Source organism: Candidatus Omnitrophota bacterium (assembly GCA_016929445.1).
GTDB lineage: Bacteria > Omnitrophota > Gorgyraeia > JAFGIU01 > JAFGIU01 > JAFGIU01.
On record JAFGIU010000113.1, the window covers coordinates 1 to 24443 of the forward strand.

Here is a 24443-nt window from a genome sequence, read left to right on the forward strand (position 1 = left end):
AGATCATCACCCAATCGCCGGTACGGATCGTCGTTTGAGGCAGAGATTGATTGGGATCGGCCTTGGAAAAGCGCAGGACGCGCATCCCTCCCAGTCCTGTATCCTCGGACACAAAACGCATGCGCGCCAGAGCATGACCGCGCGACTCGCGTTGGGTGGCGGACATGCCGCTCATTTCCTCTTGGACCATACGAATCTCTTCGTCGCGCTCCAGTTCCAGGAGACGGCGGAAGGTGTCAAAATGCGCGTGGATTTTTTCGGATAGACTCAATGTGAAAGGATATGAGAAAGCCGCAGCATGTTCTCGTTAAGTGGCCGGCACTGATCCCAGGCCACCTCCAAAGGTTTGAGAATAAGCCGGCCATCCACATAGGCAACCAGCTTATGGGATTCTCCCGCCAGAAGCGCCTCCACCGCCGTCTGGCCAAAACTGGAACCCAGTACGCGGTCCTTCGCGCTCGGGGCGCCGCCGCGCTGCATATGGCCCACAATGGAGATTCTGACTTCATACGGACTCACATTCTCAATTTGCTTTGCCAATTCAAACGCGCCGCCGATCTCATCCCCTTCGGCCACCACAATAATGCTGGAAGTCTTTCCGCTCTTCTTCCCTTTATCCAGCTGATTGCAGATATCCTTAACATCAGTGGCTGTTTCAGGCAGAAGCACATCTTCAGCGCCGGCAGCCAAGGCCGACTCCAACGCCAAAAATCCGCGGTCACGCCCCATGACCTCGACTAAAAAAAGACGTTCATGCGAAGTGGCTGTGTCACGGATCTTGTCGATGACATCCACCACCACATTGACTGCCGTATCAAAACCAATGGCGTATTCCGTGCCGCCGATATCGTTATCAATGGACTTGGGCACCCCGATAATCGGGATCTTCGTCCATTTGGCTAAATCATCGCCCCCTTTTAGGGAGCCGTTTCCGCCGATCAATACCAGGCCTTCGATCCCCGAGGCCTCCAGCTGCTTGGCAGCCTTTTTCTGCCCCTCTTCGGTTCGGAATTCCTGGCTGCGTGCACTCAGCAGGATGGTGCCTCCTTTGTTGATGATGCCGCCGACCGAACGGTTATCCAAAGGGATCATGTCCCCCTCCATCATGCCTCGATAACCCCGGCATATTCCCGTCACTTGCAAACCGTGATAGATCGCCGTGCGAACCACCGCACGGATGCAGGCATTCAATCCTGACACGTCTCCACCTGTGGTCATTACGCCGATTCTTTTCATAGCGAGTACCCTCTTATCTTCCTGAGTTAAACGATTCTTGACTCGACCGTGTGTCAGGCACCCGTCGTGAAGCATGCTTCTGCCCAGCCTCTGGTGCCTGACACCCCTGCGGACTCCTGACTAAACTACCGATTAGTTCATCTGGATTCAGAGTAAGTCGACACAACTGGATAAAAATTCTTGCAGTAGCCAGGGCATCTCCCAAGGCGCGGTGTCTTTTATTTTCTTGGAGCCGGATTTCAAAGTGACGCATGAGTGAATCCAGGCTACAGGAACGTAATTCAGGAACAAGACGGCGGGCCATGCGCACCGTGCATAAGTGATCGGGACGCCGCACTTGGCCTGCGCGTTCGAATTCCGCGCTAATGAACCGGAAATCAAAAGGCGCATTGTGCGCCACCATAAGCCCTCGATCTAAAAACTCGCCCACGGGCGCAGCCACTTGCTCAAAACGCGGGGCGCCCCGGAGCATTTCACTCCGGATCCCGGTAATACCCGTAATAAAGGAAGGAATAGGACAGCCCGGGTCAATCAAGGTGGTATAGGTGTCAGTCACCTTGGAGCCGCGCACCTCAACCATGCCGATCTCAATGACCCGGCATCGGTCTGCGCCCAAACCCGTGGTCTCCAAATCCAAAATCACAAAAGAATCAGGCAAAAAAGTCTCAGCCATCGGCCTATGTTACCACGTGTTTCACGGTGCCAGGCACTGGTGCCTGGCACCGGTGCCTGGCACCGTGAAACAGCGAGACCTGTCCCTGGAGCTTGACAAGGGACAGACATCCGTCTAGTCTATTTTCCCCTGGTTTGGAGGCAGCCGGCTCATGATCCGCTCAATCGTTCATCTCAAAATCCCCCATTTCTATGTGCAGGCTGAATGCCTCCAAAATCCCCGCCTACGCCAACGCCCGGTGGTCATCAGCCCCCTGAGTGCGGAACGGGCCGTCATCCTCGCTGTTTCCCCACAAGCCGCCTCCTGGGGCATCCGCAAGGGCATGCTCCTTGCCCAAGCCACCAAAATCTGCCCGGATCTAAAGGTGCTCCCGCCCACACCCCAGCTCTACCAAAAGCTCTCCGAACGCCTCCTTCAACGGGCCCACCGAATCACCCCAATCACCGAACCCACGCGCCCGGGCCGGCTTTTTTTGGACCTGACCGGAACTCAGGGCCTCTGGGGCCCCCCGCAAGACGCGGCCTGGAAGTTTCACAAAGAACTGCGTTCGGACTGGGGACTCTTCGGCGCGTTTGGGATTGCCGGTAATAAACTGGTTAGCCGCATTGCTTCCCAGGTAAGCCCCCCGCTCAAGCAAGAACTCGTCCAGGTGCCCGAGGGAGAAGAGGCCGCATTCCTCAGCCCCTGGCCTGTTTCCCTCTTACCCACGATCAAGCAACACCACTTTGAGGAACTGATCGAGGAACTTAATCTGCAGCGCATCCGCCAAGTGGCCTGCATCCAAACCCAACGTCTGCGCACGGTCTTCGGCCCTTCAGCCGACCGGCTCCGGCGGGAATCCCACGGCATTGATCACACAGCTGTGCACCTGCAGGATCAGATGGAAGCCCTCACACAGGAGCACCACTTTAAAAACGACACCAATGATTGGGAACGACTCACCCTTCAAGTATGTCAACTCGTGCGCGATGCCGCGCGGCAATTGCGGCTCAAGAATCGCGCCTGCCAACGGGTGCGCTTATTTTTGCGCTACACCGATATGCAGGAGGCCCAAAACACCCAGCCCATGGCCTATCCCAGTTTTTGGGATACGGAAATCGAGCCCCGCGCCTTAGAAGCCCTCAAGCGCGCCCGCAAACGCCGCACGCGCATCCGCTACATGGCCCTCTCTTTGGAGGCACTCAAGCGTATCGGAGATGTGGGGGCCACTGCTGCGGTCTCCTCTCTAGACCATTGCAAGGACGGAATGGATTTGGAAAAACGGCAGAAGATCACCCGGGCCCTCGATAAAATTCGAGAACGCTTCGGCGAGGGAGTTGCGGACTATGCGTCCACTCACCGTCATCCCGGGCGCACATCTCGTCATCCCGCGCGCAGCGAAGGGATCTTTGCAGAACAAAGATCCCCGCGTCGCTCCGCTCCTCGTGATGACGGACTCAGCTCCGTTCGCAATGACGGAGCCTGCTCAACACCATGACAGACTTCACTCATCTTCATGTGCATTCAACCTATTCGCCCATGCGCGGCACCAGCACAGTGACTGCTTTATTGGAGAAGGCGCAAAGCCTGGGGCAAAAACACCTCGCCCTCACGGACACCAATGGACTCTACGGAGCCGTGCGCTTTGTGAGCGAGGCTCAAAACTACGGGATCCGACCCCTACTCGGCGCAGAGTTGATCACAGACCACGAAAGCGCCCTGGCCCTGATCCGTAACGAAGAAGGCTATTCCCATCTGTGCCAAATCCTTTCGGACCGGCACGCGGACACAACATTCTCTCTTATCCAGGCCCTGGAACGTTGGCGAGGCGGGCTGGTCATTATCTCGGATTGCGAGCCGCTCCTGCGCCGCCTGTGCCGGGGTTCCAGAAAGGATCTCTATGCGGAACTTTCGCCTGGATATCACATGCACGCTGCTCTAAGCCTGGCCGCAGAACTGCGCCTACCCCCTGTGGCCACCAACCGCGTACATTTTGCCGAGGCCCCGGAATATTCCCTGCACCGTTTGCTGCGTGCCATTGATCTCAACACCACGCTCTCTGAACTCCCTGAATCCGAACTCTGCCTGCCCACCTGCGATCTCAAACCTCTGCAAACCCTGGCCCCTTTTTACGACCATGCACCCCAAGCCTTAAGCAACACGCAGCGCATTGCCCAAGACTGCATGACCGAGTGGGACTTCCCCGAACTTCTGCATCCTTCGGGAGAGGACTCCGCTCTAACCGGCAACTTCGAGATGCTCAAACAAAAGACTTATGCCGGGGCACAAAGGCGTTACGGCAAAGTGACGCCCGAGGTCTTTGAGCGCGTCCATAAGGAATTCGACATCATCCGGCAAAAACACATGGCCCCGTATTTTTTGACTGTCGAGGACGTTGTCCGGCACTATCCCATCACCTGCGGGCGCGGCAGCGCAGCCTCCTCGATTGTGGCCTATTGTCTGGGTGTCACTCATGTGGATCCCATTGCCCACAAGCTTTTCTTGGAGCGCTTCATCAATTTGGAGCGGCTGGATCCGCCGGACATTGACGTGGACTTCCCTTGGGACGAACGCGATAACGTGCTGGACCGTCTATTTTGGAAATACTCCAGCCGCCGCACAGCCATGGTCTGCAATCACATCACCTTTAAGGCCCGATCGGCCATTCGCGAGGTGGCCAAGGTTTATGGAATTCCTGAAGTGGAAATCGCGCGCGTCACCAAACGGATCTCTTCCTTCATTAAGGCGGCCGGCATTCACGAGCACCTCAAAAACCATCCCCTTTGCAGAGACCTCCAACTCAAACAGCCCTGGCCCGAAATCCTGCGATACGCAAGCCAACTCGGCGAACACCTGCAATCCCTGAGCCTGCACTGCGGCGGAGTCCTCATTTTTCCGGAGGCCATCCGCAAACGCATCCCTGTCGAAGTCTCGCGCAAAGGCATCCCTTTAGTGCAATGGGAAAAGGACCAATGCGAACAGGCCGGACTCTTTAAGTTGGATATTCTGGGCAATCGCAGTCTGGCCGTTATCCGCGATGCGCTCGCTTTAATCCAAGACAACTACGGCACCACAATCCCCTATGCCCAATGGAATCCCCTGGAGGACACAGCCACACAGGAACTCATCCGGAACGGCAATACCTTTGGCTGTTTTTATGCGGAGTCCCCGGCCATGCGCCAGTTGCTTGCAAAGATGAGGCGCGGGGATTTCGGGCACATGGTGCTGGCTTCGTCCATAATCCGGCCCGCGGCCAATGCCTATATCCAGGAATTTGTGCGCCGCCTTCGCACAGGCGCAGGCGCTCCACCCCACCCGCTTCTCAAGGAAGTGCTCGAAGAATCCTACGGCATTGCGGTTTATCAGGAGCACATCACTCAGATCGCCATGATCCTGGCCGGATTCAAGGCCGCAGAGGGCGAGGAACTGCGAAAGACTCTTTCTAAAAAACACCGGGAAACGGCTCTGGAAGCCTTCCGCCAAAAATTCTTTCACGGAGCAAAAGAGCGCGGTCTGCACACTGAACAAATCAAAGAAATCTGGCGAATGATCCTCTCATTCTCCGGTTATTCTTTTTGCAAGGCCCACTCCGCCTCTTATAGCTTGGTGACCTACAAGACCGTTTTTCTCAAGGCTCATTACCCAGCGGAATTCATGGCCTGTGTCATCTCAAACCAAGGCGGTTATTATTCTGCGCAGGCCTATCTTTCGGAGTGCCGGCGCATGGGGCTTCAAATCCTTCTTCCTCATATCAATGAGAGCGTGTTTCCCTATTCGGGTAAAGACCGCACGGTGCGCGTGGGTTTTATGCAGATTCAAGGTGTGCGCCGCCAAGCCTGGGAATTGCTCTTGGAAGAGCGCTCTAAGAACGGGGCTTTTAGGGATTTTGAAAATTTTCTAGGGCGGACGCATTTTCAAGCTGCGGAAATCCGCACCCTGATCAAAGCGGGGTGTTTTGACTGTTTCAACCTGCCCCGCCCCCGGCTGGTATGGCAACTCTATGAATGGATGTACCGCAAGGATCGCAATCAGAGTATGGACAGCCGCACACTCTTCGACGCCCAAATGGAGGACTTGCCAGCAGCACCTGAACTCAAACAAGGACTGCGGCTCCAACATGAGCGTGCCGCCCTCGGGCTATTGGCAAGCTGCCACCCCATGGAGCTCTATCCGGAACAACTCAAAAGGCTCCCATTTTTGGCAGCAGCACAAATCCACACCGTGGGAAACCGGAGCCCCGGTACTGAGGTCCAGATGGCCGGGATGCTGGTGACCGGAAAATTAGTGAGCACTAAGCACGGAGAGCCCATGGAATTCCTGACTTTTGAGGACTCCACCGGCATTTACGACGCCACCTTTTTTCCGCAAACTTACCGGCGCTTTTGCCGTATGCTCACCAAGACACGGCCATTTGTATTAAGGGGAAAGCTGGAACCCAACTATGGAGTGGTAACGTTGACGGTGAAAAACGCGGAGTTTCTGGATTGAGCCGGGTGTTCAGCACCACGCCATCCCAAGCCGACTTTTAGGGAGGCGTGGCAGACTTGGCGGAACAAAGATTGCTTCATTCCATTCGCAATGACGGACTGTGGCGTCAAACACCCCTAGAGGACTTCAACACGCTCGAGCGTAATGAGCCCTTCCGCAACCATCTCCTTGAGTTGCGGTAAGAGCGCCTCGATCTTCTCTGCGGTATCTACTATTTCAATCACAATGGGCAGATCCTCGGAGAGCCTCAGGAGCTTGGCTGTGTGCATGTGAGCCTTGGCTCCAAAACCCATAAAACCTTTAATACAGGTGACACCCGCCATGTGTTCAGCGCGCGCCAAGTCGACAATGGCTTCGAAGAGGGGCTTGCCCTCCCATTTGTCCTGCTCACCGATAAAAATTCTGATAAGGCGGCTGTCAGTCATGATTCCCTTCTTTTCAGTGCTCGACACCAGAGTGACCGGCAGGCGTCATGGCGAGCAAAGCGCGGCCATCTATGTTCCGCAAAGATTGCCACTCCTCGCACACAGCTCGGCCCGCAATGACTAACCCAGCCATTCGATTATGGTCAGACTGCCGAAGCCATAACCGTCCCGATCCAGAGGGCGGCAAAGCCCAGGATTAAACTCACTGCTAAATTACCACCCGCCAAAAGCGATTGTCCCTGTTGGATCATCTTCCAGCTCTCAAAGATAAGCGTGGAAAAGGTGGTAAATGCTCCGAAGAGGCCGATCATCCAAAAAATCCGCATCTCCGGAGTCATCAAGAATTTCCGTTCTGCCAAAGAGGCCAAAAAGCCGACCCCGAAACAACCCAGGGTATTCACCGCCAGGGTGCCGTAAGCAAAACCGGTTCCCAACAGGCGGTACACCACGCCGGAAAGCACATAACGGCCCACGGCGCCGAAAACACCCCCCGCTGCTAATAAAATAAACTTGTTCATTTGCTGGTTGACCGGGTGTCAGGCACCCAATGCGATTCTTAGTATTTTACCGAGCAACCGTAAGGCTGGGTTGCAGGAGTCGAGACTTTACGCCCGTCCAAAACCTGATCCAGTGCCTGGGCCACCCAGTTGCGAGTATCGGGCCCGATTTCACCGTGAGGTTGGTCATCGATGGCCCCGTTATAAATCCGGATCCCGTCCGGATCCAAAATATGCATGTGCGGTGTTGTTTTGGAGCCGTAAGCGCGGCCCACCTTACCGCTCTCATCCAACAGTACGGCTGTCGGGAAAGCCCCCTTGTCCCGGGTCAACTCCCCCGCCCTTTCCGGCGGAAAATTCCCCTGTTTGCCCGGAGCCGAAGACACGATAGACAGCCACACTACACCCTGAGCCGTATACTTCCTTTGCAGTGACTGCATGTTACCCGAGTCATAGTGTTTTCTCACAAAGGGGCAATCGTGATTCAGCCACTCCAAAACCACGTACTTGCCTCTGTAATCGGAGAGCGAGTGTTGCTTCCCATTTGTGTCCGGCAAAGAAAAGTCCGGCCCAAGCTCTCCGATACCCGTACCGCTTGCAATTCCCTGGGCATTCACATCGGCATTAACCGCGGGTAATGCCCACAAAAACGAGACAGCAAGTGCCAGACAAATCCATCGGCGCATTTAGATCCTCCTCGGTTTAACCCCATTCCAGGCTCTTGGGGCAAGAAGCAAGGGTCTCAGAAACACCCCCATGGGTCAAGCACATTCGCAATCACTCCAGGGAATCAAGCGCCGCCAAAACAATCCCCGGCGTAAGAACTTCGGGCAAAATTTGCGGGGGAGCCTGCGGATCCCGGCCGTAAAGCACATAAAGAGGAACTCCGCTGCGGCCGAAACGCTGCAAGGCCTGAGTAATCTTCGCATCCCGGGAAGTCCAATCCGCGACCAGCAAATGCACCCCCAGCGTCTCAAATCGTTTTTCGACCTCAGGGGTGTGCAAGGCCACACGTTTGTTTACCTGACAGGTCAAACACCAGGCAGCAGTAAAGTCCACAAATACGGGTTCCCCCTGGGCGCGCAAGGCCTGCACCCTGGATTCCGAATAGGGCTCCCATTGCAAAGTAAGCTCCTGGGGCGCGGCAGCCGGAGTGCCCGGCATCGGGCTCAGCTCTCCTGCCTTCGACATGGCCCAAATCACGGCCAAAAGAATCAGAAGGAGTGCAGTGACTCGGGCCACAGCACGGACCCAAGGTTTTTGCGAAGGAGAGCCCCAACGCCCCAAAACCCAGGCTCCGATACCCGCCACCCAAAAAGCAAAGAGCAGCTTGAGCACCATATGGGTCCCTGCCTGATGGCCTAAAACCCACAACAGCCACCATACCGTCACCATCAAAAGAAAACCGAGAAACTGTTTAAAGGACTCCATCCAGCGTCCCGGTTTGGGCACATAGCGCAGCAAAGCCGGAGACGAGGACAACAAAACATAGGGGGAGGCCATACCCAATCCCAAACCCGTAAAGATCAGCATGGAAACCCAGGGCGACTGGGTGAGGCCATAGCCCAAAGCAGATCCCATAAAGGGCGCCGTGCACGGCGTGGCCACGGCAGTGGCCAGAAATCCGCTTAGAAAGGACCCGGTAAAACCGGTTTTGCGGCTGGCCTTTGCGCTCTGCGTGGAAATCGAAAGCCCGATTTCAAACACACCGAAAAGACTCAGGCCCAATAGAAAGAACAAGCATGACAAAGCAACCAAAAAAGGAGGTGATTGCAGTTGAAAGCCCCAGCCCAGCTGCGCGCCGCCGGCCCGCAGGGCCAGAAGCAAACCCGCCAGAATCCAAAAAGAGACCAGTACCCCTGCTCCAAAAACCAATCCGTGTTGCCAAGGCTTCTCGCCCTTGTGATGAGTCTTTTCGACCAAACTCAGAATCTTGAGTGAAAGCACGGGCAGCACGCAGGGCATAAGGTTTAGAATGACGCCACCCAAAAAGGCAAAGATCAAGGCCAACCACAAGCTCATAGCGGGCACAGGGGCTTGGGCCGGACCGGCCGGCAAAGGCAGTAAAGAATCTGCAACCGGTTCAGGGGGCGATTCCGGAAGCGGCGCCGGTACCTTAACCACCGCAGGCGGGTCCTCAGGCAACGGACCCAAGGGAATATCAATATTCAGAGCATGCACATCTTTGAAATCATCAGTGGAAAAATCCGCCACCAACACCCCTTCCGCCCGCTGGGGCACGCCCTGTGCCAATGAGGAAACCTGTAAGCTGAGCACATAGTTGCCCTGCTCCTCTTCCAGCTCCTGGTCTGCGGCATATTCCACTAATCCGGATTCCACAGGAAAAAACTGCAGCTTTTTGAGCTTTCTATCAAGGGGGGAGCGAGGCGCCAGATTCAGAACCACACGATTGGAATTAGCCACCCCCTCCACCTGCCAGTCGCGGGAGTCCACGGGCAATTCACTTCGAGCTTGGGCAAAGGCACCCACGGATCTGAGGCTTGGAGGCGGAATCGATTTCCGGACAGGCATCTTTAAAGAAAGATCCGCGCCTTCGGGCACACAACTTTCCTTACAGACCAACCAGTCGGCTCGCACTCCAATCTCGACGCTCTGACCCGGCTCCACTTTGGGAGAGACACTGATCTCGGTGAGCAAAAAAATCTCCCGCTCAAACCCAAAATTGGCGAGAGGCCCTAACTCGATGCGCTCGGGATAGGGCCAGTGCACCGGACCGGCCTCAAAACCCTCCGGCAGTTTCCAGCTCAGCCGGGTGGGCAAACCGGAATCCCCGGGATTCTTCCAATAGGTGTGCCAATGGGGCAGCGTCTTCACACGCACAGCCACCCAGAATGTTTGGCCCGGCTGGACCCACTCCACCTCTGAAAGCAGCTCGGCTCTCACGTGCTCCGTGCGCACGGGTTGAGCCCAAAGGCTGTTCACGCCCAGGAAGCAGAGGGATAATGTGAGGGTCAGGTTTTTTAGGAAACGACGCATATAAGAAGTATTCTAGTACTTAGAATAGTTGGAGACAAATGGATTCCCGCCTCCGCGGGAATGACAGAGCTAGACATCCATGTGGGATCTCGATTACAACCAACGTCTCCGTAACCTGGCCCGGCAAGGAATCTATCTCGGAACAAGTTCATGGAAATACCTGGGCTGGGTCGGGTCCATCTACAGCAAAGACCGCTACCTCTATCGCGGCAAAATGGCCCGGACACGCTTTGACCGGGACTGTCTGGCCGAGTATGCCGAGACTTTTCCCACAGTGGGTGTGGACTTCAGTTTCTACAACTGGCCCCAGGAATCCGCTCTCCGCGCGATGGACGAACAAACCCCGGAGGATTTTCTTTTTTCCTTTAAGGTCACGGAAACGGTTACAGTCAAACATTTCCCTCAACACGCGCGCTACAGAGATCGGGCCGGCAACGAAAACCCCGATTTTCTCAATCCTGAAATTTTTATTGAGTATTTTCTCGGTCCGCTGAGCCTGTTGGGACCCAAGGTCGGCATGGTGATATTTGAGTTTGGCCAGTTCCATAGGGATAGTTTCGAACGCGGCCGGGATTTTGTGCGCACTTTGGACGCTTTTCTCACAGAACTTCCCAAAACCTTCCGCTATGCAGTTGAGATCCGAAACAAGACCTTCCTCAAACCCCAATACTTTGAGATGTTGGCAAAGCACCAGGTTTCACACGTGCTCAATGCCTGGACCCATATGCCTTCAATCGGAGAACAGCTGGATCTCATGCAAGACCCGGGTGCCGGGGCCTGGGTGTGCCGAGCCCTGCTGACGCGCCAGCGCAGCTATGCGGAAGCGGTGAAGGCCTTTGCCCCTTACAAAAAGGCCACTGCCCCGGATCACAATCTGCGCATGGACTTGGCGCGGCTCCTGAACCGGGCCAAGCAGGGAAAGACCCAGGCCTTTGTTTACATAAATAATCGAGCCGAGGGTAATGCGCCCACCACGATTGCGGCAGTGCTCAACTTGCTCACATAGACTACTGATCCAACTGGATCCCCGCCTTCCTTCGAAACGCTGCTTCGCAGCTCCATAGGATGAGCGGGGCGGGGATGACAGTTGCCTAAAACGGAAGTGTGCAGCGGTACTGAGTTTCAAAGCTCGCAAACAGATCAATATACTGCTCGACCAAACGGGTCATCAGGAATTTCTCCTTCACGCTTTCGCGCGCCTTTTCTCCCATCCGGCAGCGAAGATTTTCATCCTTGAGCAGAGTGACCAGGCGCTCGGCCGCTTCCTGGGGCGAATTGACCAGGAAACCGTTGAATCCATCCGAAATCTGCGCAGGAATGCCGCCAACATTCCCTCCGATCACCGGAGTCCCCTTCCACATGGCCTCGGTCACAGTAAGCCCGAAGCCCTCGCGCACCGATTTCTGCATGACCACTGCAGATCGCGCCTGCAGAGTATTGACCAAGGCCGTGTCGTCTCCGCAAGCCATCAACAGCGTGCGATCGTCTTGGGCTTCGAGCAGGGACTCGTAGACCTCCTGGCCTTCCGGATCGTCCGTCGCGGTATTCCCCAACAAGATCAGAGTACAGTCCACTTCCTTGCGGGCAATCTTATAAGCTTCAATCACACCCTCTGGATCCTTCCAGCGATCATACCGCGAAACCTGGGTCACAAGAGGCAGGTCCGTCGGAATGTTGTACTCCTTGAGCTTCTCATCCATCTCCTTCTCGGAAAGCTGCTTGTTCTTGAGGGTGAAGGGATCGATGGCCGGCATGAAGAGCACCTGCGGCGTTCGCAGCCGGCGCTTGTACTGTTCCATGCTGAAGATGGCTGCATCAAACTCTTCGACATAAGGCTGAAGATAATCCCAGAGCTGTTGGTTGGGCTGGCTCATATCGATATGACAGCGCCAAATCCACGGACCTTTCTTGCGGAAGTGCTTGATCAGCCCCAAAGGCTGCGGGTCATGCACAACTACAAAATCGTGATTGAGATTCATACGCAAGGAATTTTCGTAAAGAACCGCCTCGTACAAATCAATCTCTCTTTGGTTAAACTCAAAATCCCCGCCCTGCAGCGCATTGTGCATCTTTTTGGTCACCACAAAGAAAGAAGGCAAACCCTTGATCAAACGCCATCCGGTCTTGATCCCCAAATCGTTCATCAATAACGTGACGGACGAAAGCATTTCCGCTACTCCGCCTCCGTAATAGGTGGAATTAATGTGGGTCACCAGATGATTTTTGAATTGCTTGGCCTTGGTGCGGATTCGGCGAACAGCCTCAGGGCCGATATAAGGCTCATAGTCTTCAACACTGGGAAAATTGTAATCAGCTCCGGTCATCCGTCTCTGCCCTCCTTACTCTTTTTCCATGGGAAGCGCAGACCACACAACCTCCCCGGCCTCATCCAGCAGATAGATCCCGGGCATCCCGGTGGGATCCACATTCAGGACAGTCCTGGGCTGGCCACCGGCATCCAACAGCTCCAGGGATGGAGCGCCTTCATCACTCAAACGAAACCCGATGCGCGGCTCGCCTGCCTTATCGGCAAGCTTGAGAATGGGCTGGCCGTTCATATTCATGCCAAAGACGCCCTGTGTGACCCCTTCATTCCCTTGAATGAAAAGCGCCGGTTCCCCTTTTGAGTCTATGCTCAAGGCGGCACGCATTGTCGAATTGCGATCATAGAGGACCAGCACAGGATCCCCGCCGCTCATACGCATGTGGGCGCGCACCTCGCCGGCGCCATCGACAAGTTGCCACTCGGGTAACTTAGTGGACTGGATGAATTTTTCCGCGACGGGCACGGGGGCAGAGATTTCCGCATTCAGCTTCTGTTGAACAAAGTAACCGCCGGCAGCCCCGGACGCAACACCCAACACAACGATCAATAAGACTTGTCCAATCTTCATGAAAGACTCCTCTGTTTGAGTCGAACCAGAATCCCGCCTATCCCCCGTAACGGCCCGGCGCCAAAATCCCTGCCGGATCTACACATTGTTTGAGACGCGCGACAAAGTCCCAATACACGGACGAGCGCTCCTTCAGCCAACTCATGGACTGCACGCCCACGCGGTAAGGAATATACCCGCATGCCGCACAAGCCTCGAGCAGCTCCCGGTTGCAGGCCTCGGCCCGTTCGGGATCCCCTTGGCGTTGCGGATCAAAGAGGATGGGCAGAGTGCAATCAAAGGCACGGGCGGTCACGCTGGTCAAAGTAATACAGCACTCCAACCCGTGTTTCTCAAAGATGGGCTCCACAATGCTCCGGAATTCACGCACATGGGCGGAAGTCATGGGTATTACGGGCGCAAACCAGTTGAGGCCGCAGGCATCACGCGCGGGATCAATCGAAGCTCCGGACGGCTTCTTGGGCGTGCGCCAATAGCACACCGCCAAGGAGCTCTCCGTGGGATTCCCGCTCAAGACCCCGAATCCCGGACGCACGGCCTCAATAACTTCGGGAATATTCAAACCTGTAATCCAGCTCAAGGGACCGGGAAAGCGCTCCAGAAACTCCAGTTTTTTTTGGGAGATAAAGACAAGGCGGTTGGTCTGTCCTTTGAGTTCATGCCGGATCACGGCCTTCGCCGCGCGGACTTGCCGGCGTGTGCCATAGACCGCTGTAACCCCATTCCAAATCCCAATGCGTTTTTGATCAGCCAGTTTCTGTGCAACTTCCTCGGACAGAGGTGTCTGCCCTTGCATCAGGTCCCACGGATATTGACTTACCATGGTCAAGATACGATTACGGTGCATCAGATTGAGGCTGCTGCGGAGCACCCCCTGCAACAACAAGCAGCGGGCAGAGTTCACCAAGCCGTCGAGATTTTCATCCTTGTCCGTACTGAAGAGACAGAGTTCAAAATGCTCGGGAACAGGCATAAGCCACACGCCGATCCGGGTCACGATTCCCAGATTGGATTGGGTAAAGAGCCCGTCCAGATAAGGACCAATGCCCCGGGGAAAGACACGGGTCGCCACGGCATTCTCCCAATGCCCAAAGCCCGTATGTAACACTTGTCCGTCCGGGAGCACGATCTCCATTCCCGCGATCTGTGCAAAATGGTCCCCGTAGGGAGTGATCCCGTAGCCCCGCTCCAAAGCATTGCCGAGCACACTGACCTGAGGCCCGGCGCCTGTGGGGTCGATCCAAAGTTGAGCGCCCCGGTCCTTTAGATAGCGGTAAAGGCTCTCTTGGGTCACCCCCGGTTCGATGACCGCGTAGGCGAGCTCCCCGTTAAGCTCGATCCCCTGCATCCTGCTGAGATCCACAATCACGTTGTCCTCAGCCACCGGATTGGCGGAACCATAACCCCAATTGCGCCCCACGCTAATCGGGTATAGAGAAACCCGGTGTTCCGAGGCTATGCGGACAATGGAGCTAACCTGCTCAGTGGATTCGGGACGCAAGACAGCGCTGATACGGCGGCTAATGGGAATGGTGGCGCGGCCGTAGGATTGAAGGGAATCCGTGTCGTTGAGAACATGCTCTGCCCCCAGAGCCTGTTGCCACGCCTCAAGTGCTGCTTTCATAGGTACTTATTATGCCTTGGGGGGTAGGGGCGGTCAATCACTCTCCTGAGCCGAGCAGCCCTCCCAAAGAACCCTTGAGCTTGTTCACAGCCTCTTTAGCGGATTCCGCTGTTTGGGCGCTCAGTTCCTTGCCCTGAGTCACTGCAGAACCCACGGCCTGTGTGGCTGCCGCGCCTGTCCCTTGCAGAGCCGCGCCCGCGTCGCCCAGAATCTGGCCCATTTCCAGATTCGTCAAACGGCTGATACTGGTTTTCATCAATGCCTGGGTCATGACCACCCCGACCAGGGCTTTAAGATCTCCCACGTTCTTCTGCTGGTAGTTGATGCCCACATTATAGGTTTGAATCTTGGGTTCTCCACCGGCTGAATAGTCCTTGTACACAACGCGATCCACTTTGAGCGTCAGGAGGTCGATTTGAAAATCTGCCTTACTCTTCTTGTCCTTGGGCTCTTCCGGGGCCTTTTCTTCCTTGGGCTTGTCAGGACTCCGGGCCGGGGCCAAAGCCATGAGGTTGAGGTCTCCCTTTGTGTTCTTCTCGACCACCAGTTCCTTGAGGTGAAGTTTCAGTTCTTCGAAATGGGGTTTGCCCGTAAGGAGCGAACCCATCTTGTAGTTCACCATTATTTCGGGAATATTGAGCATCACAGGCTCTTGAAAACCCTTGGGGCTTGCCAGGCGCATACCCTGGATGCCGATATAAGTCCTGGCCATATTGATATCGAGCTTGTCAATATCCAAATCCACCCCCATCAAGGTCTTCACCCCAAAGGAGACACTGTTTTTGACAATGAGGTTGCGGCCCAAATAGAGGATGGCAAGAAGGCAGATCACGGAGACAAGGACTATGAGTAATAATTTCTTCATGGCGACTCCTTTAATGCTGAATTGCTCATGTTCTGGTTGACCGGGTGTCAGGCACCACTTGTGCCCTTCGAGACGCCGCTGCGCGGCTCCTCTGGGTGAGCGGCTACACGGACTGTGGTGGACACCCAATAGACCTTACCCACAAAAAACGGACCCAGGGACTGCATGTACTCCGCAGTTTGCCGAGTCCCCCGCATATCCTGCACACAACGCGAAAGCGAGTGCAGCTCCGGCCCCATCAATCCAATCACAAAATCATTGTCATGCGTGTCCAGACCGTGGCAGGCCAGCCGCACATCCCCTGCCAAACCTGCCTCGCCGTATTTACGCCCGATGCCCCCGTGCTCCCTCATCATCTGCCCCTGCTCTTCCGGCGTCAATCGTTCAAAAACGGCCTTGCGGCGCAGTGGATACCACACAGCCCAGGGCCATTCCGGATTCTTCAAATATCGGCGGGGCCGCTGCAAGAGCCAGTCTTCCAGATCCGGCTCATATCCTCCGGAATAGGTGCGTCCCGTCATGGTGAGCCCGGGCTTTCGCTGCAAGGAAAGGAAAGTCTTTGAGGAAAGCGCGCAGCGCCAGGAACGCGCCAGCTCCAGAGGATCCTCTGTGATGTAGAGCACCGCACAGCCCTGCGGGTCGTTGAGATCCAAATACAGGATGGTTTCCAAACCACTCTTTTGAAGCTCGTATTTCAGGGCCTCGGGATCCGGGCAGTTGCCAAAGGCCTGCAGCTGCATAAACAGCCGGCGATTGGAGCTTTGCCCCTTGGCCCCCTTTTCAGACAGATCCATTGCGAAATCTCATCACTTGAACCATGACCCCTGTAAAAAACACAATATTGACGATCGCAAAGGCCCGGAATACAAAGTCCTCACTCATCAGTCCCGCAGGCAGCATTCCCCACAAACACACATACACTCCCCAGGCCCAAGTCATGCTGATATCCTTGGAGGACTTGCGCGCCTGGATTTTGATCACCAGGGGAATATTAAACAGAGGCAGGGCCACGGCGGAAATCAGTCCGAGAGTTTCAAATGACACCTCATTCTCCAGGTCGAGTTTGCTGTCTTTCACGATCAAGACTACCAAACCTACCTGAAAACGGACTGGATATCAAGGGCGGGATCTGCTTGGCGGGAAGGGACTTTTAGAGTGCAGCCGAGATTTCATCAAGAACAAGGGCACGATTCCCGGCCCGATCTGCGCCCAGACCGCTTGGAACAACCGGCCCGGGCGCATGGGGAGGAATAAAATCTTCCGGGCCAAACAATCCATCCACAAATGCAGCGGCGTCGCCTCGGGTAAACTCTCCCGCATTTCGTTTTGCTTGGAGAAGATCCACAATGCTCCAGCGCCCTTTACGGGGCTCTACCTCCATTAAGGCATTGATCAAGATCTCTCTGAGTCTTGACGCGCCGGGCCAAGATTCGGGCAGGTCTTCCGGGGCTAAAGCCCCGGGAGTCACAGGCATGCCCAAACGCTGCATGACCGGCTTCACTCGGTCCGGGCCAATCAAAGTCCCCAAAGACTGTTTGAGCAGGCCGGCAGCCTCCTCGCCGATCCACCCCTTCTCCATGGAATCCTTGTACAACAGGGAGCAAATCACGGTGCACAGCGCCACAATTTCCCCGTGATACAAACGGACATCCCCGGGCAGCTGAGTTTCAATGGCAAAGGCCAACTGGTGCTCCGCTGCAGCATGAGGCCGCCCTGCCATATCGTCGTGTATCTCGCCCATCTCAGCCACAACCTTGGAAACCTTCATCAAGTTTTCTACTGCCAGATCGGCGACTTCTTCCTGGGGCATGCTCTGGCTTTTCCCATTGCCCGAAGGCACTACTCGATCCAGCAAACGATCCCAGATACCTTGTGTTTCCTCGAGGAGTCCCAGATACCTTTCATAGTGCTCAGGTTTCCCTGTCAGGGGATCCACAGGCCCCAAAGCAGGCAGGTCCGCTCCCAACTGGAGCGCCATATACCAATCCAAAAGCCCCGAATAGAGGGTGATCAGGTCCCCGGGCCCCGCACGATTGGCGCGTTCATTTCTGGAATCGTAAACGAGATCAGGATCAAAGGTGGTTGTATCCGGAGACCGGGCAATCAAGGATTTCTTGCCTCTGCGCCCTCGATCATCCGGACTCAACCACATCGCCACCTTATAGGTATACCCCGCATTGGTGCTTGCTGAAGTGGGAAAGGCCAACAACTCCGATCCCACAACTCTGTCCGCAACCAATTTGGCCCAATCAACGGCGGAACCGCCTCCAATACCCACAATGGTCTCCGGCAGACGGCCTCCCAACGCTTCTCCCCCGGTCAACTCCACCAGCTGGGCCATCACCTCGGGAATTACCTCCTCTGTCATCGCCCCGACCATCAACACAGGATGATTCCGAACATAATCTCGCACCCATGCCGGACCGTAGACTTCCTCCAAAAGACTCAATGCACTCTGACTGAGAACGACAAGCGCAGGATTCCCCTCGGATCGCAAACGCTCCATCCTTTGCCTCATGTTGCCCTTGGCGCTTGCACCATGACGCATGCGCTTGGGAAACCGGCGATTCGTTCGGAATCTGCCTTCCTGCTCTTGGACGATTTCATGCGCGCCCAGCAAAGCCCGATTCTCGCCCAGCGGAGAAAACTCGACATGCACCGGCTCTCTTCCCTCAACCGGATCCGGGAACCGGGTGACAATCGCCTGATACAGAACATCTCCCATTTGAGCTGTGCCGCCGCCAATGCGTATATTCGGAATCCGGTGCTGTGCAGCAATCTCCAAGAAGGCCGGGGCAATGTCCCGCCCCATATCATTGACAATTCTCAGGGCAAGAGGATTGGAGGTACCTCCGAAAACCTGTTCTGCTACTCTGTCAGCCTCCCAAGGAGTGGCATTCAGAGGGAGTGCCTGATCAAACATCCGGAACAAGGACCGGCCCCCAGAACCATTCTCCATCACCCATTCCTCATAAGCTTCAGCAGCAGCATAACCGATGTCTTCCATGCGCAGTTCTGCCAGCAGCGGTCCCACCTGTGATTTTGTTATTAATTTCTTTTTTCCCCGGACTGTCAACTGAGTCAGAACCCTAATCCTCCTTTTTATCCAAGACTCTCTCTTACGGCACTGTTCAATACGCAATTCCAAGGCTCTCCCGCGGACAGAAGCCTTTGGGCTATCCTCCCTAAACGCTGCGGCCTTCTGTTCCAGTTCCTCAATTTGTTTCTGCAGCGCCAATTGTTCAGCAATCAAGTCCGACTGTTCCTGCTGAAGACGCCTCTTGGTGTTTACCAGAATTCCCTTCGGAAGACCCTCTGCATCATGCGGCCCATAGTCACCGGAAAGGAGACTCGGGGGTAAATCTTCTGTCTTCCATTGGCTGGAGAGCGCTTTCACCCGGTTAAACTCCTCACGCACACGAAGGAGCTGCGCTTGATTGGCCACACAATCTTCAAAGTTCAGGGGCATACCCGGTCTCTTGCCAAGCAACTTTCGCAGTTTCTGCAGATAGCCCTCATTCTTCGTTCCAACAGGCGGGAAATAGTCATCCTCAAACGCATCGGCTTCCACATGGCCCCGGCTCATGACCGCAAAACTCGCCCCTGTGCCCAAGTTGAAGTAGATAAACTCCTGCTCCGGTGTCCCGTGCGCATACTCTCCCTTGACGGAAAGCCCCGTATCCGGATGCACTCTTACCGGCACAAACCAGCCCACCTCCTGTTGGATCACCTTTTCCAATTCCCGCGCCAATCCAAAGCCCTCAAATTCCGGAAAATGCCAGCTGTTGAGCACCTTGCCATGGCGGTCTGTCAAGCCGGGAAAACCCACAATGATTTCGCCGACCCCCTCCCAGCCTGAGCCCAAGAGCCCCTTCTCCAGAGGCAGGCTTAGGGCAATCCGCTGTCCAAGCCATTTCAACATCTCCTCAGGAGTTGTCCAAGAGCTTCTATCATGCGTAACACGGCTTACCTCTATAGCCTCAGGAAGATGCTCGGGCAGCAAAGCCAACCGCACACTGCCCCCCCCCATATCCACAGCAAAAATCTGACCATAGTTTTGAACCCGTAATCTGGAGACCGCAGGCACTTCACCCGTAATCGCCATGGGCAAGTATGGGGCAACACTGCGATCCTCAACCAATGAAGTGGAAGGAATCACAGTAATGATCGCATTGTCACCAGGCGAACCCGCCCATTCCAGGGGTTCGGGTCTTCGCCCTATTGCAAGATTAAGCTCGGGAGAGATCTCAGAAATAACTTTGCAATAGGTCAACTGAAGCGGCTCTTCAAGCTCCTCTGGCCCCGCTTCCGGCACCTGCAGGACTGCCCGGAAGAAATGCACCCGCGCAGATTCCCCGTCAATTTCTGTCTGCCAAAAAAACCTCCGGGACATATGGGTGGCTTGCCAAGAACCTGCCAAGTTGTGGTGCGCAAAAACAAGCGGCTCAGAGCCTTCATTTTCCAGGACCGCAGCCCAAACTTCCAACTCCTCTCCCGCTTCCGCAATCACTCGCTCATCCAGCTCAGGACTCACAGCAAGAATGCCGCGCCCAGGCAATGCGGACTCCATACTCAGAATTCGGTTCCACAACTCTGCCGGATCTTGTTCTGATGCTTCTTCCCCGCAGCGACGCCTGGCCAGACTGCGTGTGAGAAACAGCCGCGGATCCGAATCCGGGTCCCATCTCCGGCTTTGCATGTCCCGCAAAGCAATCTCCGCGAGGGAGGGAGGGAAATGGCTCTCAATCATTTCCCTTAAGGTCGGATAAAAAACTCCACCCACGTGCATTCCCAGACGCCACTCGGTAAAAAGTCTTTCTAAGTAGTCGTGCACCAAGAGCGGCAGCGCTTCCAACAATTCGAGGTTTTGGCGGCAGCTTTCCGCAATCGATGAGATATGACGGGGCACAATGGAACATCCTGCCAAAAGCTCGGCAGCCTCCATGTTCGAACGAATCATCGGACCTGTTCCGTTGCAAAAGGAAGGTACATTTTCTTCAGCACCCGGAGGAATGGATGCCATCCACTCAGCAAAAGCATCGCGCAGAAACGGAACCGCAGGATTTCTGGCTGCAGCATCTAAGACAACACAGTCCGGGGATAATCCTTTTGAGAAGCCTGAATTGACAGGCCTCCTTTCTCCACTGGCATTGATGATCAAATGAGCCGATGCTAAACTCGCCTGTACTGACTCATCTTCCCAGGCCTCCAACAAAATCACCTCCAGCGCAGCGGCCTGACCGAAATCATGTGGAACCTCCTCTGTTACACCATTCGGCCTTACGACTATAAGACTGCGTTCTTGCCCCTGGGCAATTTTCTGAAGCTCCGTCATGAGCATTCGGAACCGGGGTGTGCTTTCATGTCCTGGGCGAAGTACGAGAATCAGCTGCACGGGCTTTTGATGCGCAATCTCCACGGCCAAAGCCTGGCCCAAAGCCCCTAATCCAATCACGGCCACCTTTTTGTCTTCCAGGGTCTGACCCGGCCTCCAGACTGACTCATATTCATGCACAACAGCTTGGGCCGAGGTATTGGTCCCCACAAGCCCCAATTTCCCCAAAGGATCTTGCTTCCAGTAAAGCAGACTCACAGGAGAAAAAGGCCAAGGGGTGTCCAGAGGCACCAGATAGGACAAAGGCACTGACCAGGGCCGGCTCACAGTTCCTGAAAGACCGCGAAGTCGCATCCAGTCCAAAAGTTGAGGCAATCGATGCTGTTGATACTCCCCCATTTCAAAGGGCACAAAGCGCCAAGGGCCTCCCATCTCTTCCACAATGTGGTTGAGGAGAAAAGGTGTCCGGGAACCCCGAGTCCGGCCGGCCAGATGGATCCCCACTCGAGATTCCCCTCGCTCCATATCAATGTGCTGCTGTCTGAGCTCCTCCTGGAACTGAGAATCAAACTCCTTGAACGCCTTTGCGTAAAGCCCTAAAGCGGTTTCCCAGTGCTTAAAAAACTCCTGGTCCGGCGCTGAAGCTCCTCCGGAGACCAGGATTTCTTTCATCGGATACACCCAGGTCAGGCTCGCTTCGCCGTCCGGCTCCGGAGGCTCCTCTTGAGCCCGCTCCCCAAGGTGCCTGATCAGACGGTCACTCACCCAGACAAAGGGAGGAACCGGCACAGCCGCAGCCTCTCCGTTCGCCCGCAATGTCTGTGCGCGCCACCAAGAATAGGGTTCTTCCCCATGCATCGGGTCCGTTGGCCAGACCAGCCGGCCGCCGAAAAGCCCTTCCGTCATCAGGGCGTACACTTCCGGATTTTCAGCGTCCTGAAAAGCAATGGGCTTAAGATAAAGCGCGCTGGCCAATTCCTCTGCCAAATCCCCCAGTCTCTCCTCAGAGAAGTTCCGCAGGCACACGCACACTACTAGTTTTTCCCCCTCCTGATAGGAAAGAACCCTTGATTTACCCGGCAGGAGTCCGGCCGGGTCTGAAATGGGCTTGGTCATAATCCTGAATTCAATCTCCCTATAAGGCGGCTCATAGGAACCCCCTGCAGAAGAGGCTATTCGGAGATTGCCCCCACTCCAATGCGATGCCTGAGTGATGGATTGTTTCCACTCCCCAAAATGCCGAAGGGCCTTCTCCACAACCGGAGGATCCGCGGCCGGACGCGCCAGGCTACCGGGTTCGGGAACCGTGAGGGAAGAAAGCAGCCCACGGATTCTCTCCGATTCATCAGCATCCGGCGCCCGAATGCCTTCTCTTTCTTGCAGGGAGTGCGCCACCCGAAGCCGCGCCTCATTGGCAGCGTGGCGCGTAAAGAAGTACTCATTCGGTGGAATCCATGTCACCTCCTCGGTGCGTACATCCGGAAAAGATACCCCTCCGTCAGGATCTATTTGGACAAGTACCTGTTTTCTTCCTTGAGTCCCGGCCACAAGGCTCCCTCGATAAGTTCCAACGCGAGTCTTTTTGCCCAGCAGACCCGCTAATTCGCCTCCTATTTCCCGAAGATCCCGGCCATTCTCTATCCCGTCCAGAACCAACATGGTTCCGAGCACCAACCTTATTCTGTGCAAAGAGCTCTCACCGGAGATCACTTTCTGAACCCATTGCTCGTTTTTGGTTTGACTCAGCGCCTCCAGAGTTCTTTGAAAGACCTCCAGCCTGTAGCGTTCCCGGAACGCTTCTGGCACAAACATGAGATAGGGCCGGTAAGAATTCTCCAGACTCCGGAGCAGTTGTTCCAAAGGAAGTCTTTCCCCAAGCAAGAGATTCCGATAACGTGACTCATCCGAATCCGGCGAAAAAACCGGCCGGACGACTATAAAAGAAAACTCCGCTTCGCGCAGGCCTTGGACCAAGCCGGGCGTATGAAAGCCTCCTGTAACCACGATGCACCGGTCTGCTTTTGATTGCTGCAGTTGTCTCCGGATGTTTCGCAAAAAGGCAGCATCCCGCTCCAAAGCAATCCTGTAAAAACCCTTTGCCCCGGATACCAGATCCCCGAGACTCTCCTCCAACACTTCCCAATCCAAAGGCTCTGTGTCCGGTGAGATCTCCGGACCGGCAAACTGTGCCATAAGCTTCTTTGTGTTCCGGACTGATTGAAGTTTCTCCGCCTGGAGAAAGTCTGAAAACTCCTCAGGACTGAGCTCCAGATCCAGAAGCTTTCTCAAAGCCCGTGCCTGTCGAAGAGCCTCCATGAGTTGCTTCTGAGGCCCTGGCACCAGCATTCCATCCAGGACAAGCTGTTGCAGTGCGCTCAGTTGATCATTGAGCTCGGCAACTTTCACCTGTGTGGACAAAACCTGATAGCGCAGTGCGGATTGCAGAATGCCATAGCGTTTCTGAAACCCGTCCAATTTAGCCGGCGGGGACTCAAAAAGCTGAAGCAGTGCCTCCGGCTTTTGAAAATCCAGGCCCTGAGCTTCCGAAACCCAGCAGCCCCCCAACCACTCCTTAAGCTCAGCCTGACTCAAACTCGCGCTAATCTCCCTGCTCAATGCCTGGACTTGCTCCTTCAGTTTTTCAGGTGGAGGCAGAGAATCACTCAACAACATCATTTCTTGCATCAAACTGAGTTGCTTGAACCTCTCTTCTGTACGTATTTCCTGATCTTCTGCCATCTTCAAGAGAAGCCGGAGATAGGGCTGCAACCCCCCGTTCGAATTTTCAAAGTTCTGGCTTACCGCATCGAGCTCAACAAGCTCCCGGGGCCAAACCTTTTTCCCGATCCAGAGCAGATGTCCGGTCAGCCGTTGCAGTTCTGAAACACACTCCTCTTTTTGATAAAGAATACTGAGATAGGCGCGTCCTTCTCTGAAATAAAGCTCCGGATCTTCGATTCCCCAGATTTTGAGTTCCGGAAAGCGCGTGATCTTCACATACTCCTCCCCGGTCAACTCACCGAGTCTCAAGAAAAGGTCTGCGGCTTTCTGCCGGATCTGTGGGTAGGGAAATTCAGAGACTTCCGAAGTGTCAATCCAACCTGCAGCGCCTTCAGAACAGACCAATTCGAATCCGTTTGTCTCATACAGCTGCGCGATAACTTCAGAGGCATTGCGTTGGGCTTCGGGATGAGCATGCACATCCTGCATGAGCACGACAAAGGGTAAATTTGTCCGGCCTTTGTATTGCTCAACAATCCGGCCCTTAGCAGAATCGATTTGAAGGGAATCTGAGGGGACAGATCCGGCTATTGCGGGGAACAACAGGCAGAGACCCAGGGATAGGAGTACAGCGCAAAGACGTTTTCCAAATTGCGTCATAGCCGCCCCGCCTGAGAGAAGACATAAGTACCTTTAAAAGGGTGTCTTA

Annotated in this window: 17 protein-coding genes; 3 read left to right on the forward strand and 14 right to left on the reverse strand. The window is 55.1% G+C overall.

Features of this window, described 5'->3' with window-relative positions:
• From JW937_08915 to JW937_08925, 3 genes are all read right to left on the reverse strand, one after another.
• Positions 1 to 271: IGHMBP2 family helicase (locus JW937_08915; protein MBN1587527.1), on the reverse strand; the 271-nt coding region annotated here is incomplete at its 3' end.
• Complete coding sequence (gene pfkA, locus JW937_08920; GenBank protein ID MBN1587528.1) at positions 268 to 1236, reverse strand: 6-phosphofructokinase; 969 nt, start codon at positions 1234 to 1236, stop codon at positions 268 to 270. The genes pfkA and JW937_08915, both read right to left, overlap by 4 nt.
• A gap of 13 nt (positions 1237 to 1249) precedes the next feature.
• Positions 1250 to 1909 (reverse strand): 3'-5' exonuclease, encoded by a 660-nt coding sequence (locus JW937_08925; GenBank protein ID MBN1587529.1) that lies wholly within the window; start codon positions 1907 to 1909, stop codon positions 1250 to 1252.
• 151 nt (positions 1910 to 2060) lie between these two features.
• Between JW937_08925 and JW937_08930 the strand changes: the two genes are divergently transcribed.
• Both JW937_08930 and JW937_08935 read left to right on the forward strand, forming a co-directional pair.
• Complete coding sequence (locus JW937_08930; GenBank protein MBN1587530.1) at positions 2061 to 3386, forward strand: hypothetical protein; 1326 nt, start codon at positions 2061 to 2063, stop codon at positions 3384 to 3386.
• Positions 3383 to 6376 carry a DNA polymerase III subunit alpha gene (locus tag JW937_08935; GenBank protein MBN1587531.1) on the forward strand — a complete coding sequence of 998 codons (2994 nt, stop codon included), beginning with the start codon at positions 3383 to 3385 and terminating at the stop codon, positions 6374 to 6376. The genes JW937_08930 and JW937_08935 overlap by 4 nt, the downstream gene beginning before the upstream one ends.
• 116 nt (positions 6377 to 6492) lie before the next feature.
• On the opposite strand, the gene JW937_08940 is transcribed toward JW937_08935, so the two are convergent.
• From JW937_08940 to JW937_08955, 4 genes are all read right to left on the reverse strand, one after another.
• Complete coding sequence (locus tag JW937_08940; GenBank protein ID MBN1587532.1) at positions 6493 to 6801, reverse strand: DUF190 domain-containing protein; 309 nt, start codon at positions 6799 to 6801, stop codon at positions 6493 to 6495.
• Positions 6802 to 6944: 143 nt separating this feature from the next.
• A complete protein-coding gene (locus tag JW937_08945; protein MBN1587533.1) occupies positions 6945 to 7319 on the reverse strand; it encodes a CrcB family protein in 375 nt (124 codons plus the stop codon).
• 38 nt (positions 7320 to 7357) lie between these two features.
• Complete coding sequence (locus JW937_08950; protein MBN1587534.1) at positions 7358 to 7984, reverse strand: thioredoxin family protein; 627 nt, start codon at positions 7982 to 7984, stop codon at positions 7358 to 7360.
• Positions 7985 to 8075: 91 nt separating this feature from the next.
• Positions 8076 to 10295 carry a thioredoxin family protein gene (locus JW937_08955; GenBank protein ID MBN1587535.1) on the reverse strand — a complete coding sequence of 740 codons (2220 nt, stop codon included), beginning with the start codon at positions 10293 to 10295 and terminating at the stop codon, positions 8076 to 8078.
• Positions 10296 to 10374: 79 nt separating this feature from the next.
• Here JW937_08955 and JW937_08960 point away from each other — a divergent pair, with 79 nt between their 5' ends.
• Positions 10375 to 11301 carry a DUF72 domain-containing protein gene (locus tag JW937_08960; protein MBN1587536.1) on the forward strand — a complete coding sequence of 309 codons (927 nt, stop codon included), beginning with the start codon at positions 10375 to 10377 and terminating at the stop codon, positions 11299 to 11301.
• An 85-nt stretch (positions 11302 to 11386) separates the two neighbouring features.
• On the opposite strand, the gene JW937_08965 is transcribed toward JW937_08960, so the two are convergent.
• From JW937_08965 to JW937_08995, 7 genes are all read right to left on the reverse strand, one after another.
• A complete protein-coding gene (locus JW937_08965) occupies positions 11387 to 12619 on the reverse strand; it encodes a glycosyltransferase (protein MBN1587537.1) in 1233 nt (410 codons plus the stop codon).
• A gap of 15 nt (positions 12620 to 12634) precedes the next feature.
• Positions 12635 to 13189, reverse strand: a complete 555-nt coding sequence (locus tag JW937_08970; GenBank protein ID MBN1587538.1) for a hypothetical protein — start codon at positions 13187 to 13189, stop codon at positions 12635 to 12637.
• A gap of 37 nt (positions 13190 to 13226) precedes the next feature.
• Positions 13227 to 14813 (reverse strand): FAD-binding oxidoreductase, encoded by a 1587-nt coding sequence (locus tag JW937_08975; GenBank protein ID MBN1587539.1) that lies wholly within the window; start codon positions 14811 to 14813, stop codon positions 13227 to 13229.
• 37 nt (positions 14814 to 14850) lie between these two features.
• The gene (locus tag JW937_08980; protein ID MBN1587540.1) at positions 14851 to 15678 is read right to left on the reverse strand and encodes a hypothetical protein; all 828 of its coding nucleotides are present in this window, start codon (positions 15676 to 15678) and stop codon (positions 14851 to 14853) included.
• Between the two features lie 47 nt (positions 15679 to 15725).
• On the reverse strand, positions 15726 to 16472 hold the full coding sequence (locus JW937_08985; GenBank protein ID MBN1587541.1) for a chlorite dismutase family protein: 747 nt from the start codon (positions 16470 to 16472) through the stop codon (positions 15726 to 15728).
• Positions 16459 to 16722 carry a hypothetical protein gene (locus JW937_08990; GenBank protein MBN1587542.1) on the reverse strand — a complete coding sequence of 88 codons (264 nt, stop codon included), beginning with the start codon at positions 16720 to 16722 and terminating at the stop codon, positions 16459 to 16461. Before JW937_08990 ends, JW937_08985 begins: the two co-directional genes overlap by 14 nt.
• Positions 16723 to 16828: 106 nt before the next feature.
• Positions 16829 to 24394, reverse strand: a complete 7566-nt coding sequence (locus JW937_08995; GenBank protein MBN1587543.1) for an iron-containing alcohol dehydrogenase — start codon at positions 24392 to 24394, stop codon at positions 16829 to 16831.
• Positions 24395 to 24443: the final 49 nt, after the last annotated feature.

What these genes read in the sequence shown, in the direction of transcription:
- pfkA (MBN1587528.1), bottom strand. Translation starts at nt 1,236, where the DNA reads ATGAAAAGAATCGGCGTAATGACCACAGGTGGAGACGTGTCAGGATTG.
- JW937_08925 (MBN1587529.1), bottom strand. Translation starts at nt 1,909, where the DNA reads ATGGCTGAGACTTTTTTGCCTGATTCTTTTGTGATTTTGGATTTGGAG.
- JW937_08930 (MBN1587530.1), top strand. Translation starts at nt 2,061, where the DNA reads ATGATCCGCTCAATCGTTCATCTCAAAATCCCCCATTTCTATGTGCAG.
- JW937_08975 (MBN1587539.1), bottom strand. Translation starts at nt 14,813, where the DNA reads ATGAAAGCAGCACTTGAGGCGTGGCAACAGGCTCTGGGGGCAGAGCAT.
- JW937_08970 (MBN1587538.1), bottom strand. Translation starts at nt 13,189, where the DNA reads ATGAAGATTGGACAAGTCTTATTGATCGTTGTGTTGGGTGTTGCGTCC.
- JW937_08965 (MBN1587537.1), bottom strand. Translation starts at nt 12,619, where the DNA reads ATGACCGGAGCTGATTACAATTTTCCCAGTGTTGAAGACTATGAGCCT.
- JW937_08960 (MBN1587536.1), top strand. Translation starts at nt 10,375, where the DNA reads ATGTGGGATCTCGATTACAACCAACGTCTCCGTAACCTGGCCCGGCAA.
- JW937_08940 (MBN1587532.1), bottom strand. Translation starts at nt 6,801, where the DNA reads ATGACTGACAGCCGCCTTATCAGAATTTTTATCGGTGAGCAGGACAAA.
- JW937_08950 (MBN1587534.1), bottom strand. Translation starts at nt 7,984, where the DNA reads ATGCGCCGATGGATTTGTCTGGCACTTGCTGTCTCGTTTTTGTGGGCA.
- JW937_08935 (MBN1587531.1), top strand. Translation starts at nt 3,383, where the DNA reads ATGACAGACTTCACTCATCTTCATGTGCATTCAACCTATTCGCCCATG.
- JW937_08985 (MBN1587541.1), bottom strand. Translation starts at nt 16,472, where the DNA reads ATGGATCTGTCTGAAAAGGGGGCCAAGGGGCAAAGCTCCAATCGCCGG.
- JW937_08980 (MBN1587540.1), bottom strand. Translation starts at nt 15,678, where the DNA reads ATGAAGAAATTATTACTCATAGTCCTTGTCTCCGTGATCTGCCTTCTT.
- JW937_08945 (MBN1587533.1), bottom strand. Translation starts at nt 7,319, where the DNA reads ATGAACAAGTTTATTTTATTAGCAGCGGGGGGTGTTTTCGGCGCCGTG.
- JW937_08995 (MBN1587543.1), bottom strand. Translation starts at nt 24,394, where the DNA reads ATGACGCAATTTGGAAAACGTCTTTGCGCTGTACTCCTATCCCTGGGT.
- JW937_08955 (MBN1587535.1), bottom strand. Translation starts at nt 10,295, where the DNA reads ATGCGTCGTTTCCTAAAAAACCTGACCCTCACATTATCCCTCTGCTTC.